Here is a 14,456-nt window from a genome sequence, read left to right as displayed (position 1 = left end):
TATGCGATTAGAAAAAAGAATGAAAAAATTCGTAAAAAAAATTATAAAAAATCATGTAAGAAAAGCTAACATCTATTGACACTAAACATAACATGGTATAAAATGAGAAGCAGTTAAGGCGAAGGAGGAACTGAAAAATGAAAGAAGATAGACGTTCTGCCCCGCTGTTTCCTATTGGTATTGTTATGGATTTAACACAATTGTCTGCACGTCAAATTCGCTACTATGAAGAGCATAATCTTGTTTCTCCAACCCGTACAAAGGGGAATCGTAGATTATTTTCATTTAACGATGTAGATAAGTTGTTAGAAATTAAAGATTTGTTAGATCAAGGCCTGAATATGGCTGGTATTAAACAAGTGTTACTAATGAAAGAAAATCAAACAGAAGCAGTGAAAGTAAAAGAAGAAACGAAAGAAATTTCAAAAACTGAGCTTCGCAAAATACTTCGAGATGAACTACAACATACAGGTAGATTCAATCGAACTTCATTGCGACAAGGTGACATTTCAAGATTTTTTCACTAAAGATAACTGATTCTGAAGGCGATTAGAGGGACTAAGGAGGAATTTATAATGTCTAGATACACAAAAGAAGATATTTTCCGTTTGGCGAAAGAAGAGAATGTAAAGTATATCCGTTTACAATTTACGGACCTTTTAGGGGTAATTAAAAACGTAGAGATTCCAGTGAGACAATTAACGAAAGCTCTTGATAACAAAATGATGTTTGATGGATCTTCGATTGAAGGTTTCGTACGTATTGAAGAGTCTGATATGTATTTATATCCTGATTTAGACACTTGGGTAATTTTCCCTTGGACAGCTGAAAAAGGTAAAGTAGCTCGACTAATCTGTGATATTTACAATGCAGATGGCACTCCATTTGATGGAGACCCACGTAACAACTTAAAACGTGTGTTAAAAGAAATGGAAGCTTTAGGATTTTCAGACTTCAATCTTGGACCAGAGCCAGAATTCTTCCTATTTAAGGTTGATGAAAAAGGAAATCCAACATTAGAACTAAACGATAACGGTGGATACTTCGACCTTGCGCCGATGGATCTAGGGGAAAACTGTCGTCGTGATATCGTTCTTGAACTTGAAGAAATGGGATTTGAAATTGAAGCATCTCACCATGAGGTTGCTCCAGGACAGCACGAAATTGACTTTAAATATGCAAATGCAATTCGCTCATGTGATGACATTCAAACATTCAAACTTGTTGTAAAAACAATTGCTCGTAAACATGGTTTACACGCAACGTTTATGCCAAAACCACTATATGGTGTGAACGGTTCAGGTATGCACTGTAACTTATCATTATTTAAAAATGGTGAGAACGTATTCTTTGATGCAAACGGTGACTTACAATTAAGTGATGATGCTCGTCACTTCATCGCAGGTATTTTAAAACATGCACCAGCATTTACAGCGATAGCAAACCCAACTGTAAACTCATATAAACGTCTAGTACCTGGATATGAAGCGCCTTGTTACGTAGCATGGTCTGCACAAAACCGTAGTCCGTTAGTACGTATCCCTGCATCTCGTGGTATTAGTACACGCGTAGAAGTGCGTAGTGTTGACCCAGCTGCAAACCCATATTTAGTAATGGCTACATTATTAGCTGCAGGTCTTGATGGAATTAAAAACAAATTAACTCCACCAGCAGCAGTAGATCGTAACATCTATGTAATGACAAAAGAAGAGCGCGAAGAAGCAGGTATCGTTGACTTACCAGCAACATTAGCGCAAGCATTAGTTACATTACAATCTAATGAAGTAGTATGCGGTGCACTAGGAGAACACTTACTTGAGCACTTCATCGAAGCGAAAGAGATTGAGTGGGATATCTTTAGAACACAAGTTCACCAATGGGAACGCGATCAATATATGTCTCTATACTAAGAGGCTTGAACCCTTGATACAACTAGTATCAAGGTTTTTTTAATTCCCTATTATTACAATTTTATGTGGTTGCAAAATGAAAAACAACCACATAAAAGCCAATAATTAATAACAAGTAGTGATATCATAGAAAAACATTATCAGATAAACGTAAGTTTTATATAATTTATGAACTAAAAAAGCCTTGATACTACGGTATCAGGGCTTTTTTAGTGAAGTTATTGGATATATTAACTACTAGATAATGGATTGTTTTTGGTTATTTTGAATCATGTTACTAAGAAAATCTTTTCAAAAGAATTGATTTTATCTTTTTTAAATCACTTGTGCTATAACTTAATAATTCTTTACTGCCTGTACAACGCGAGCGATGATTTTTATGTCCTCATCTGCAAGGCTATAAGTTTGTGGCTTGTGAATCAGATTATCACTCAATGATATTAACGTAATGATGCTTAGTTATAACACAGTCTTATTCAGGATTTCGTTAGTTCATTTTCTAAATTTAGGGAATAAATATAGTTTAGTACCTTGCAATAAACAATACTAAGTGGTATATTATGGATAAAACAGGTACCGTGTATTGAACAGTACTAAGATAGGAAAGGAGGATGGCACTTGAACGTTCAGTTTAAAAAAGGTGTGCTTGAACTTTGTGTATTAGCACTTGTAAAACGTAAAGATAGTTACGGTTATGAACTTGTTCAGCAAATTTCTAATAAATTTTTAATATCGGAAGGGTCAGTATACCCTTTATTACGTCGTTTGACGAAAGAAGGGTATTTTCAAACGTATTTAAAGGAATCTACGGAAGGGCCACCTCGTAAATATTATCAATTAACAGAGCAAGGGGAGACGCAATTTCATTTGTTAGTAACAGAATGGCGTGATTTTGCGAAAGGGGTACAAGAAATTGTTGAAGGGGTGGAATGGGATGAGTAAAGAAGGGTTTCTTAAAGAATTATCAAGTTATCTTAGAAAGTTACCAGAGGAAGAGAGGCAAGATATTTTATTGGATTATGAAGAGCACTTTCAGTTTGGACTAGAAGAGGGGAAAACTGAATCGGAAATAATACAGGGCCTTGGTTCTCCGAAAGTAATCGCGAAAGAATTACTTGCGATGTATCGCTTCGATGAAATGAAAAAAAATCCATCGACTTCAAATGTGACAAGAGCTGTTATGGCAGCGATTGGACTTAGTTTGTTTAATTTTATTATTGTGTTAGGCCCGTTAGTCGCAATTATTGCTTTTATATTTTCTTTTTGGATCGGTGGTATTGCTAGTGTAGTAACACCATTTTTCGTTATTGGAAAAGTATTTATGGGTACTTTTATATGGTTGGATCTTTTCGTTAGTATAACGTTTGTTGGGGTAGGTTTATTTTTATGTATTATCGCTTTTTATAGTACAAAGTGGTTTAAGAGATTGTGTGTACGATATGTAATATGGAACTTCAAAATGATAAAAGGAGAGTAAATGATGAAAAAACTATTTTTAATCGCTATCGCTTGTATCATTATTGGAGTAATAGGAATTTCCCAAACATATGAAAAAGCAGTACAAACTGCTGAAAAAGGCGATAAAGAAAATGTAATTAAAAACGAAACATTAAAAAATATAGAAGTTAAGTTAGATGCCGGGGATATTATTGTCCAAAAATCTCCTGACTCTTCTTTTTATGTAAAGCAATCGGGAGATGTACGTAAACAAGAGATTCGTATCGCAGAAGATGGTGACACATTAAAAATTATTGGGGAAAGAGAAAAAGGTGCTTCATTTGATTTTTCTTTTTACGATTTTAGGTTTCAAACGTCTAAATTGACTCTCCTTGTGCCCGAACGCTCTTACCAAGATGTAAAAGTAAATTCATCTGCTGGACAAATCGAAATGAGTGATGTGAAAAGTGATAGCGTAAGTGTTAGGACACTTGCTGGAGAAGTAGAGTTGAAACAAGTAACGGCTAAGAATGTGGAGGGATCGACAAAAGCTGGTGAGGTGAACTTTAAGAAGGTATTAGGGAAAGTGATCGCAAAAACAACAAGTGGGGAAATAAATATTCAAGATCATGATTCTAAGTATAATCTAGAAGCAAGTTCAACTGCGGGAGATATAGATATTACTTTATCGGAAAAACCACAAGATGCGGTAATTACTGGGCAAAGTGCTGCTGGAGATGTAACAATTTTTAATGAAGAAAATAAAAATGTAACAATTGGAAATGGTAGTAAAAAGATTAGCGGTAAAACGGCTGCGGGAGATGTGACGATTGAAACTCGTTAATAAGAAATAGAATGCATGGAAATCTATCAAAATACAAAAAGAAGATAATTACCGTATATAAATAAGGTAATTATCTTCTTTTTGTTATTTTTAATGTAAATCACGATATACGCCAATTACTTTCCCGATAACTGACACTTGTTTTAAAATGATAGGTTCTAATGAAGAGTTTTCTGGTTGTAGACGGAAATGGTCTTTTTCTTTATAGAAACGTTTAACTGTTGCTTCGTTATCCTCTGTTAAAGCGACTACAATTTCACCATTATATGCAGACTGCTGTTGGCGAACAACAACTAAATCTCCATCGAAAATACCAGCTTCAATCATACTATCTCCAGAAATACGTAACATGAACACTTGGTCTGCTCCAGCAACAATACTAGCTGGAAGTGGGAAATGTTCTTCTACGCTTTCGACCGCTGTAATTGGTAAACCAGCAGTGACTTTTCCGACAATTGGAACTTGAATAACAGATTGTGTTTCCGTATCCATTCGGTCTTCACCTAAAATTTCAATGGCACGTGGTTTTGTTGGATCGCGTCGAATGTATCCTTTTTCTTCTAATCGTGATAAATGTCCGTGCACTGTAGAACTAGAAGCGAGGCCGACTGCTTGACCAATTTCACGTACGGAAGGTGGATATCCTTTTTCTTGTACTTTTAGCTTAATAAAGTCGAGAATGTCTTGCTGGCGTTTCGTTAACTTTTCCATGTTTTCTAACACCTCGTTTTCTTTCATTTTTCTTATTAATAAGTATAACATGTGAAAAAACATTCTACAAACATAAGTTCGAACAAATGGCGGATTTATGTTACACTATAGGGAAATAATAGGGAGAAAGAGGGGTTCAAAATGAATGCAATTATTTATGCACGTGTGAGTACAACGAAAGAAGCGCAAGAAACATCATTATTACGTCAAAAAGATGAATTATTGCATTTAGCTGAGCGCTATCAAATGAATGTTACTAAGGTGATTGAAGAGCAGGCTAGTGGATATACAATTGAACGTGACGGTATATTAGAGGTGTTGGATACAATTCGAGACGAACAAATTGATGTGTTACTTATACAAGATGAAACGCGTCTTGGTAGAGGAAATGCGAAGATCGCGTTAATGCATTGTTTACATAAAGAAGGCATAAAAGTATATACGCATACACATAATGGTGAATTACAATTGTCGGATTCTGATTCAATGGTATTAGATATTATTGGTATTGTTGAAGAATATCAAAGAAAGATTCATAATTTGAAAATTAAACGAGGTATGCAACGTGCAGTAGAAAAAGGTTATCGTCCAGAAAAAAATTTAAAAAATCGTCATTTAAGTGTAGGAAGAGAGAAAAAAGAAGTGCCAATTGAGGAAATTGTACGTTTGCGAAAAAGTGAACTCACGTTTGAAGAAATTGCAGCAACATTACGTGGATTTGGTCATAATGTTTCAAAGGCGACTGTACATCGTAGATATGTAGAGTATACGAAGCAATTGCTTGATAAAGAAGAGTAACTATTGTATGATAATAATCAGTTTTGATTAGAAGGGGGATTCGAGATGATTAATCACGAACTCGTTGAACGCATTAACTTCTTAGCGAAAAAAGCAAAAGCTGAAGGTTTAACTGAAGAAGAGCAACGTGAGCGTCAATCGCTACGTGAACAATATTTAAAAGGATTTCGTCAAAATATGTTAAACGAACTTAAAGGTATTAAAGTTGTTAACGAAGAAGGTACAGATGTTACACCGACGAAATTAAAAGCTTTAAAAAAGCAAGATAATGCAAAATTAAATTAAAAGATGGGCGAAGCCCATCTTTTTTATATGTAAAAATCGTTATTTAATAACTTTCCAGTTGTTATTAACTGTTGCTTCTATCGTTTTATGTTCCAATATATAATTAGCGACAAGTTCAGACATATCTGTGGGTATATCTTTTACTACCGGTTTGTTTTGAAACATAAAGAAATTTCCCCCGCCACTTGCACGATAATTATTCATTACAACGTCATATTCTTCATTCATATTAAGAGGAGCACTGTTATGCTGTAAAGATTCTACTCTCTCACCAATTGGTTTTGAAATGTTTAATACGTATGAAATCCCTTCCCACATATCATAATTATAATGTTGTGGCTTTGGTTCTATGTAGGTAGGACTTACGGTGATGGATCCATCTGTTTTTAATGTGAAATAAGAAGCAGAGAGTTCAAGAGCATTTTTTATATCCGCTCCAGTTATTCTAATTACTTTTAATGTGTTTGGATAAATATAATTAGAAACGATGTCACGCATTGTTACATGTTCCGGGAAACCTGGAGATGTATTATGGAACAAACTTGTACAAGAAATTGATACATTAGCTATATCCATCTGTATTTTATTTATGAATTCGATAAAAGGATGATCATGCAAACGAGTTTGCATAGCATCTGAAATTTGCATATCCCCCTGAATGATTCCAATAGGTTGATCAAGCCACTTTTGTGTTTTCTCTTCGTAATCGGCTACCAATGAAAGTACATCTTGGTCAGCCTCAACTCCTTGTACAGATAATAATTCAGAAGAACTCTCTTTTTTAACCCATTTATGTTTTGTTTTTTCGAATGTTATTTTTACTTTTCCAACTGAGTTTCCACTACATCCGGTCTGTAAAATTGTTACACCGTTAGCCATTGTGTGAGCAATTTCCCGGTGTTGGTGACCTGTTAATAAAATATCTATGTCTTCAATTTCATGGCACATTGCATATCCTTGGTTTTCTCCTGTTAAAACTTCAGTCGGTACCCCGGTTTGTAAATCTCGTTCAACTCCCCCGTGATACGCTACGACTAGTAAATCTGGTTTCTCATGTTTGCGAATGTAAGAAACCCACTTTTTCGTTGTTTCTAATGCATCTTCAAATTGTAAGTCTTTAATGTGATGGGGTTGTTCCCAATTGGTAATGTAGTGCGTTGTCACCCCTAAAATAGCGATTTTTATATTGGATTCAATCTGTTTGATTATATAAGGTTTTCCGAAATAAGGTTTCTTTATGTTTTTATCTAAAATGTTTGCTGATAGGTACGGGAAGTTCGCAGTAGTCACAGCGTTATTTAATATACCCATCCCGTAATTAAACTCATGATTGCCGATAATTGCAGCGTCATACTGTAAGTAATTCGCTAATAAGGACATTGGGTTTTTTTTGTTTTTTTCGTATGTAACATAATGATAAGTAAATGGTGTTCCTTGAATAAAGTCGCCATTATCAATTAAAAGAACGTTTGTATTTTGGGAACGTTCTTTTTTTATAAGAGTAGAAATTTTAGCTAAACCAAGTTCTGCTGGGGAGTTATCTTGGTAGTGAATAGGATAAACAGTGCCATGTATATCGCTTGTTAATAAGATGTTTAAAGTTACAGTTTGATTTTGTTCCAATATGACTCACCTTTTCTATTGTTATCTTCCAATTCATCATATCAAATATGTGAAGAGAATTTTAATGTGAGTGTATAGAATGTGTAAAGATTCTGTAAATAATCAATTATTTGTAAAAATATGTGATATATTTCTTCATGTTTATGAAAGGTTATTTTATAACAATGAAAAATGGAGGCATTAATATGTTGAAAAAAGTTTTTGCAATGAGCACAACAGTTGTACTAGCAGCGGGATTATTAAGTGGCTGTGGAACGAAGGAATCAAGTGCAAGTAAAAATGAAGATACGAAAAAAGGGTATGTACCGAAGACTTTAAATGTTCAATTTGTTCCTTCTCAAAATGCAGATACGTTAGAGGCGAAGGCAAAACCGCTTGAGAAGCTATTAAGTGATAAGTTAAATATTCCAGTAAAAGTTAGTATTTCAACGAACTACAATACAATTGTAGAAGCGATGGCATCTAAACAAGTAGATGTAGGATTTTTACCGCCAACAGCGTACGTATTAGCACATGAAAAGAAGGCTGCAAATGTAATTTTACAAGCACAACGTTTTGGAGTAGAGGATGAAACAGGAGCTCCTACAAAAGATTTAGTAGATTATTATAAATCTGAGTTTGTTGTTAAAAAAGACTCTAATATAAATAGTGTAAAAGATTTAAAAGGTAAAAAGATTGGTTATCAAGATGTAACATCATCAGCAGGGTATGTATGGCCTGCAGCTGTTCTATTAAAAGAGGGAATTGATCCGTTAAAAGATGTGAAACCTGTTACATTAAAAGGTCACGATCAGTCGCTTATTGCTCTTTTAAATGGTGACGTAGATGCAGCTGTTGTATTCCAAGATGCTCGTAATATTGTAAAAAAAGATTATCCGAATATATTCGAGCAAACGAAAATAGTGAAATTTACGGAGAAAATTCCAAACGATACGATTTCGGTACGTTCTGATTTAGATGAAGAGTGGAGCAAGAAATTACAGGATGCTTTCATTGAAATTGGAAAAAATGAGGAAGGTCACAAAATCATTAAAGAAGTATATTCACATGAAGGATATGTTAAATCTGATGATAGTAAATTTGACATCGTTCGTGAATATGGGAAGAAAGTAAAAACGCAATAATACATATGGAAATGGCAGCTAGCTGAAAGGGAATGTTTTCAGTTAGTTTGTCGTTTTGAATACATAGAAGGTAGGTAAGATGTGTGATAGAATTTCGAAATGTCTCCAAAGTGTATCCAAATGGTACAAAAGGATTGAATAATATAAACTTGAAAATTCAAAAAGGTGAGTTTGTTGTAATGGTAGGGCTGTCCGGAGCTGGAAAGTCTACACTTCTAAAATCGGTAAATCGTCTTCATGAGATTACAGAAGGCGAAATCATGATTGAATGTGAGTCTATTACTGCTGCAAAAGGAAAAGATTTACGACGTATGCGCCGGGATATTGGTATGATCTTTCAAAGTTTTAACCTTGTAAAGCGATCAACAGTATTGAAGAATGTATTAGCTGGCCGTGTTGGATATCATTCGACATTGCGTACAACGTTAGGTTTGTTTCCGAAAGAGGATGTGGAGCTCGCATTTCAAGCGTTAAAAAGAGTGAATATTTTAGAAAAAGCATATGCACGTGCTGATGAATTATCAGGAGGACAACAACAACGTGTATCGATAGCTAGAGCATTGGCGCAAGAAGCAAAAATCATATTGGCAGATGAACCTGTTGCGTCGTTAGATCCGCTAACAACAAAGCAAGTATTAGATGATTTAAAGAAAATTAATGAAGATTTTGGAATTACAACAATTGTAAACTTACATTCTATTGCTTTAGCTAGGCAATATGCGACGCGTATTATTGGATTACATGCAGGCGAAATTGTTTTTGATGGTTTAGTAGAAGCAGCAACGGATGAAAAGTTTGCTGAAATTTATGGTGACGTAGCACAGAAAAGTGAATTGTTAGAGGTGGCAGCTAAATGAATGATGTGACGATATATTCGAAGTCGATACCGAAGCCGCCGAGTAAGTTAAAACATATGTTAACGTTTATTCTATTCATTTTACTGTTGTGGGGAAGTAGTATACAGGTCGACGCATCATTTTCAAAGATAGTAGTTGGTTTTCCTAATATAATGGATTTGTTAAAAGAAATGGTGCCGCCAGATTGGAGTTATTTTCAAGTTATTACAACAGCAATGTTAGATACAATACGTATGGCGATTATTGGGACGACTTTAGGAGCGATTTTAGCTATTCCACTTGCACTGTTTGCGGCAAGTAATGTGTTTACTAGTACATTTTTATACAGTCCAGCTCGATTGATTTTAAATTTTATTCGAACGATACCAGATTTATTATTAGCGGCAATTTTCGTAGCTATTTTTGGAATAGGACCACTTCCGGGTATTTTAGCTCTTACTTTTTTCTCAATTGGGCTCGTGGCGAAATTGTTGTATGAATCAATTGAATCAATTGACCCTGGCCCACTAGAAGCGATGACAGCTGTAGGGGCTAATAAGGTGCAATGGATTGTTTATGGAGTCATTCCACAAGTAAAAGCACACTTTGTTTCCTATGTACTATATACATTTGAGGTGAATGTACGGGCAGCGGCTGTCCTAGGTTTAGTAGGAGCAGGTGGTATTGGACTATATTATGATCGTACACTTGGATTTTTACAATATCAACAAACTGCATCAATTATCATCTATACTCTTGTTGTTGTATTGGTAATTGATTATGTAAGTACATTGTTGCGGGAGAAATTATAATGAGTAAAACGACGATAATCGTACCAAAACCGAAGAAACCGAGTGTGTATCGCTCGTTTATTTTTATAGCACTTACATTTGTTTATATATGGGCTTTTTCAGGAGTACCGCTAGAGGGAATAAAGGAAACGGCGGGAGAAATTACAAAAGCAATTATGACAGGGATATTGACTCCAGACTGGTCGTATGTATCTTTGCCAGATGGTGAAGATTTATTACATGGATTAATTGATACGTTGGCAATTGCGATATTAGGTACATTTATTTCTGCATTTTTATCTGTTCCGTTTGCTTTTTGGGCGGCAACGAATATGAGTAGTGGAAAATTAACTTCAGGATTTGGGAAATTTGTACTTAGTTTTGTTCGTACGTTTCCTGAATTAGTTATGGCTCTTTTATTTATAAAAGCTGTTGGTCCAGGCTCTTTTGCAGGAGTATTAGCCTTAGGATTGCATTCTATTGGAATGTTAGGAAAACTATATTCAGAAGGAATTGAAAACATAGATAAAGGACCGACGGAAGCGTTACTAGCAACAGGAGCAAATCGTTTTCAAATACTTTGGTATGCGGTGTTACCGCAAGTGTTACCAGATTTTCTATCGTATACGTTATACAGATTTGAAATTAATGTACGATCCGCTGCGATTTTAGGAGTTATCGGAGCAGGAGGGATTGGTACACCTTTAATTTTTGCGCTGAGTTCACGGAATTGGTCTCGTGTTGGTATTATTTTATTAGGTATTATTTTAATGGTAATTATAATTGATTTGATTTCAAGCTCGATTCGGAAACGGATTGTTTAACTTATTTGAAAAGCATCGAAGTTAGATGCTTTTTTATGTTTTTAAAAACTTATTTAAAAAAGTAAGTGTAGAAGAAATTTGTATAAATATACAGATAATTCCCTTTCTTTTTAAAATAAAAATAATGAAAAAGTATGTCATATTGAATGCCCATACATTCCCGGATACATTGATTTTTTTATAAAAAATCAAAAAAATATCAACATATTTGTCGATACATGTTGTATAATCTTGCGTGGGAAGCTATCATATAAATGTATAAAACGTTTACTAATATAAGCGAAGGGAAGAATAGCATGTCACATTCAATCGAACAACTTTCTATCAACACGATTCGCACATTATCCATCGATGCGATTGAAAAAGCAAACTCTGGTCACCCAGGAATGCCAATGGGTGCAGCACCAATGGCTTATACATTATGGACTCAATTTATGAAACACAATCCAAATAACCCAACGTGGTTTAACCGTGATCGTTTCGTATTATCTGCAGGTCATGGTTCAATGTTATTATACAGCCTACTTCACCTATCTGGTTATGATGTAACAATGGATGACTTAAAGAACTTCCGTCAATGGGGAAGCAAAACTCCAGGACATCCTGAGTATGGTCATACAGCTGGTGTAGATGCAACGACTGGTCCACTTGGACAAGGTATTGCAACTGCTGTAGGTATGGCAATGGCTGAAAGACATTTAGCTGCTAAATATAACCGTGATGCGTATAATGTAGTAGATCATTATACATACGCTATTTGTGGTGATGGAGATTTAATGGAGGGCGTTTCTGCTGAAGCATCTTCATTAGCTGCTCATTTACAATTAGGTCGTCTTGTTGTGCTTTACGATTCAAACGATATTTCATTAGATGGCGATTTAAATCGTTCATTCTCTGAAAGTGTAGAAGATCGTTACAAAGCATACGGATGGCAAGTAATCCGTGTTGAGGATGGAAACGATATTGAAGCAATCGCGAAAGCAATTGAAGAAGCGAAAGCTGACGAAAAACGCCCAACGCTAATTGAAGTAAGAACGACAATTGGTTTCGGTTCTCCAAACAAATCAGGAAAATCAGCTTCACATGGTTCTCCACTTGGTGTAGAAGAAACAAAATTAACGAAAGAAGCATATGCTTGGACTGCTGAGCAAGACTTCCACGTAGCAGAAGAAGTATATGACAACTTCCGTAAAACAGTACAAGATGTTGGTGAAACTGCGCAAGCTGAGTGGAACACGATGCTAGGTGAATATGCACAAGCATACCCAGAATTAGCAAACGAATTCCAAGCAGCAATGAACGGTCAACTTCCAGAAGGTTGGGAGCAAAACTTACCAACTTATGAATTAGGATCAAAAGCAGCAACTCGTAATTCTTCTGGTGCTGTAATTAATGCAATTGCAGAGTCTGTACCATCATTCTTCGGTGGATCTGCTGACCTTGCTGGTTCTAACAAAACATACATGAATAACGAAAAAGACTTTACAAGAGATGATTACAGCGGTAAAAACATTTGGTACGGTGTACGTGAGTTCGCAATGGGTGCAGCAATGAACGGTATTGCACTACATGGTGGTTTAAAAACTTACGGTGGTACGTTCTTCGTATTCTCTGATTACTTACGTCCAGCAATTCGCCTTGCAGCATTAATGCAATTGCCAGTAACGTATGTATTCACACATGACAGTATCGCTGTTGGTGAAGATGGTCCAACACATGAACCAATCGAGCAATTAGCAGCGCTTCGTGCAATGCCAAACGTTTCTGTTATCCGTCCTGCTGATGGTAACGAATCTGTTGCAGCTTGGAGACTAGCTTTAGAATCTACAAACAAACCAACTGCTTTAGTATTAACTCGTCAAGACCTTCCAACATTAGAAGGTGCAAAAGATGATACGTATGAAAAAGTAGCAAAAGGTGCATATGTAGTTTCTGCAAGCAAGAAAGAAACGGCTGACGTAATCTTACTTGCAACTGGATCTGAAGTAAGCCTAGCTGTTGAAGCTCAAAAAGCATTAGCAGTAGACGGCGTTGACGCAGCTGTTGTCAGCATGCCATCTATGGATCGCTTCGAAGCTCAAACTGCAGAGTACAAAGAATCTGTATTACCAAAAGCAGTAACAAAACGTTTCGCAATCGAAATGGGTGCTACATTCGGATGGCACCGTTACGTAGGTCTTGAAGGAGATGTGTTAGGTATCGATACATTCGGTGCTTCTGCTCCTGGTGAGAAGATTATGGAAGAGTATGGATTTACTGTAGAGAACGTTGTTCGTAAAGTAAAAGAAATGCTTTAATCATTTCAGAAAAATCTCTCCGGCATGGAGAGGTTTTTCTATGTAAATGAGTTTTTTCGACAGAAAAAGTTTTTTATCTCTCCGCAGTCAGACAATCATTGCAAATTTTCTTATATATAATGAAGAGAAAAGGTTGTCCAGATTGGGAGTGGAAAAATGAAAACGTATGAATTGTATTTAATTCAAGAGGATATTGCGAAAGCTTATTTTGGTCGTGAATATTTGTTTTTTGATTTATTTGCTCGATTTTCAGAATCTGGGTCCCTTTCGGAGAAAAAAGTGTTATATAAGCAAATGATGTATATAACGATGCCATTGCAAGTAATGAAAATTCATCATAAATTAGAACAAGCTTTGCGCGTTCTTGGTAAATATGATAGAACACATCATACACATACACTTTATACGGGAGCGGAGTACGGCGAAATAATGGTGAAACCGCACTATATTCGTATGAATACCTCTGGAAATGTCTCTATGGAAACGACGTTCTTTGAGGTGTTAAGAAAGTGTGAATTAACATTTTTAGCTATGGATTATGAAAATACAAAGTACGGATGGCTGAATCCTCTAAAACAAGTACGAACATATGTGTAAAAAATGTCGAATTGTATCTTGTCTTATTGAAAAGGTTTTAGTACACTGTAAGGTAGACAACATGAAGGAGGAAAATATATGCCAATTTGGTTAGGTATTCTAGTGGGCGTAGTAGCACTAGTAGCAGGCGTGGCGTTAGGATTTTTCATTGCCCGCAAATACATGATGAATTACTTACAAAAAAATCCACCAATTAACGAACAAATGTTAAAAATGATGATGATGCAAATGGGACAAAAACCTTCCCAAAAGAAAATCAATCAAATGATGAGCGCAATGAACAAGCAACAAATGAAATAAGCGCTAAAAGACACTCGCTAAGAGTGTCTTTCTTTTTGTTAGTTATAGTTTTTAAAACTTTTAAAAATTCTGTATTTTT

The 14,456-nt window shown here is 35.5% G+C and carries 16 protein-coding genes and 1 pseudogene; 14 read left to right on the top strand and 3 right to left on the bottom strand.

All coding sequences use genetic code 11. From position 1 onward, the window contains the following. The first annotated feature begins 137 nt into the window (after positions 1-137). Both glnR and glnA read left to right on the top strand, forming a co-directional pair. On the top strand, positions 138-527 hold the full coding sequence (gene glnR, locus GD442_RS17545; RefSeq protein ID WP_000656783.1) for a transcriptional repressor GlnR: 390 nt from the start codon (positions 138-140) through the stop codon (positions 525-527). A gap of 48 nt (positions 528-575) precedes the next feature. Beyond that, a complete protein-coding gene (gene glnA, locus GD442_RS17540) occupies positions 576-1,910 on the top strand; it encodes a type I glutamate--ammonia ligase (RefSeq protein ID WP_000092763.1) in 1,335 nt (444 codons plus the stop codon). A 336-nt stretch (positions 1,911-2,246) separates the two neighbouring features. On the opposite strand, the pseudogene GD442_RS28415 reads toward glnA, so the two are convergent. Next, positions 2,247-2,366 (bottom strand): annotated as a pseudogene (locus GD442_RS28415) (LexA family protein); the annotation flags it as partial. Positions 2,367-2,528: 162 nt separating this feature from the next. On the opposite strand from GD442_RS28415, the gene GD442_RS17535 reads away from it, so the two are divergent. From GD442_RS17535 to GD442_RS17525, 3 genes are read left to right on the top strand one after another with little or no spacing between them, the layout of a single operon-like run. Beyond that, complete coding sequence (locus tag GD442_RS17535; protein WP_001102629.1) at positions 2,529-2,852, top strand: PadR family transcriptional regulator; 324 nt, start codon at positions 2,529-2,531, stop codon at positions 2,850-2,852. Continuing rightward, the gene (locus GD442_RS17530) at positions 2,845-3,387 is read left to right on the top strand and encodes a DUF1700 domain-containing protein (protein WP_000031382.1); all 543 of its coding nucleotides are present in this window, start codon (positions 2,845-2,847) and stop codon (positions 3,385-3,387) included. The genes GD442_RS17535 and GD442_RS17530 overlap by 8 nt, the downstream gene beginning before the upstream one ends. Further along, entirely contained in the window at positions 3,388-4,191 is an 804-nt protein-coding gene (locus GD442_RS17525; RefSeq protein WP_000976236.1) for a DUF4097 family beta strand repeat-containing protein, read from the top strand. Positions 4,192-4,281: 90 nt separating this feature from the next. Here GD442_RS17525 and lexA read toward each other — a convergent pair whose 3' ends face one another. Further along, positions 4,282-4,902 (bottom strand): transcriptional repressor LexA, encoded by a 621-nt coding sequence (gene lexA, locus GD442_RS17520; RefSeq protein ID WP_000413738.1) that lies wholly within the window; start codon positions 4,900-4,902, stop codon positions 4,282-4,284. Between the two features lie 141 nt (positions 4,903-5,043). On the opposite strand from lexA, the gene GD442_RS17515 reads away from it, so the two are divergent. Both GD442_RS17515 and GD442_RS17510 read left to right on the top strand, forming a co-directional pair. Beyond that, a complete protein-coding gene (locus tag GD442_RS17515) occupies positions 5,044-5,700 on the top strand; it encodes a YneB family resolvase-like protein (RefSeq protein WP_000991469.1) in 657 nt (218 codons plus the stop codon). Positions 5,701-5,745: 45 nt separating this feature from the next. After that, positions 5,746-5,985 carry a DUF896 domain-containing protein gene (locus GD442_RS17510; protein WP_000607015.1) on the top strand — a complete coding sequence of 80 codons (240 nt, stop codon included), beginning with the start codon at positions 5,746-5,748 and terminating at the stop codon, positions 5,983-5,985. A 39-nt stretch (positions 5,986-6,024) separates the two neighbouring features. Here GD442_RS17510 and GD442_RS17505 read toward each other — a convergent pair whose 3' ends face one another. Next, positions 6,025-7,608 (bottom strand): bifunctional metallophosphatase/5'-nucleotidase, encoded by a 1,584-nt coding sequence (locus tag GD442_RS17505; RefSeq protein ID WP_086407695.1) that lies wholly within the window; start codon positions 7,606-7,608, stop codon positions 6,025-6,027. Positions 7,609-7,793: 185 nt separating this feature from the next. Here GD442_RS17505 and GD442_RS17500 point away from each other — a divergent pair, with 185 nt between their 5' ends. From GD442_RS17500 to GD442_RS17470, 7 genes are all read left to right on the top strand, one after another. After that, complete coding sequence (locus tag GD442_RS17500; protein WP_000915065.1) at positions 7,794-8,732, top strand: phosphate/phosphite/phosphonate ABC transporter substrate-binding protein; 939 nt, start codon at positions 7,794-7,796, stop codon at positions 8,730-8,732. 83 nt (positions 8,733-8,815) lie between these two features. Next, entirely contained in the window at positions 8,816-9,589 is a 774-nt protein-coding gene (phnC, locus tag GD442_RS17495; protein ID WP_000569244.1) for a phosphonate ABC transporter ATP-binding protein, read from the top strand. Beyond that, positions 9,586-10,380 (top strand): phosphonate ABC transporter, permease protein PhnE, encoded by a 795-nt coding sequence (gene phnE / locus GD442_RS17490; RefSeq protein ID WP_001000760.1) that lies wholly within the window; start codon positions 9,586-9,588, stop codon positions 10,378-10,380. Before phnC ends, phnE (GD442_RS17490) begins: the two co-directional genes overlap by 4 nt. After that, positions 10,380-11,183, top strand: a complete 804-nt coding sequence (gene phnE, locus GD442_RS17485) for a phosphonate ABC transporter, permease protein PhnE (RefSeq protein WP_000047897.1) — start codon at positions 10,380-10,382, stop codon at positions 11,181-11,183. Before phnE (GD442_RS17490) ends, phnE (GD442_RS17485) begins: the two co-directional genes overlap by 1 nt. A gap of 296 nt (positions 11,184-11,479) precedes the next feature. Then, positions 11,480-13,480 carry a transketolase gene (gene tkt, locus GD442_RS17480; RefSeq protein WP_000019766.1) on the top strand — a complete coding sequence of 667 codons (2,001 nt, stop codon included), beginning with the start codon at positions 11,480-11,482 and terminating at the stop codon, positions 13,478-13,480. A 156-nt stretch (positions 13,481-13,636) separates the two neighbouring features. Beyond that, complete coding sequence (gene sirA, locus GD442_RS17475; protein ID WP_000860645.1) at positions 13,637-14,077, top strand: sporulation inhibitor of replication protein SirA; 441 nt, start codon at positions 13,637-13,639, stop codon at positions 14,075-14,077. 78 nt (positions 14,078-14,155) lie between these two features. Next, on the top strand, positions 14,156-14,377 hold the full coding sequence (locus GD442_RS17470; protein ID WP_001123317.1) for a YneF family protein: 222 nt from the start codon (positions 14,156-14,158) through the stop codon (positions 14,375-14,377). Positions 14,378-14,456: the final 79 nt, after the last annotated feature.

This window comes from Bacillus sp. A260 (assembly GCF_009861435.1).
GTDB classification, from domain to species: Bacteria; Bacillota; Bacilli; order Bacillales; family Bacillaceae_G; genus Bacillus_A; species Bacillus_A cereus.
The sequence above is the reverse complement of the archived record's forward strand: the minus strand, read 5'-3'. Positions and strand labels throughout refer to the sequence as shown.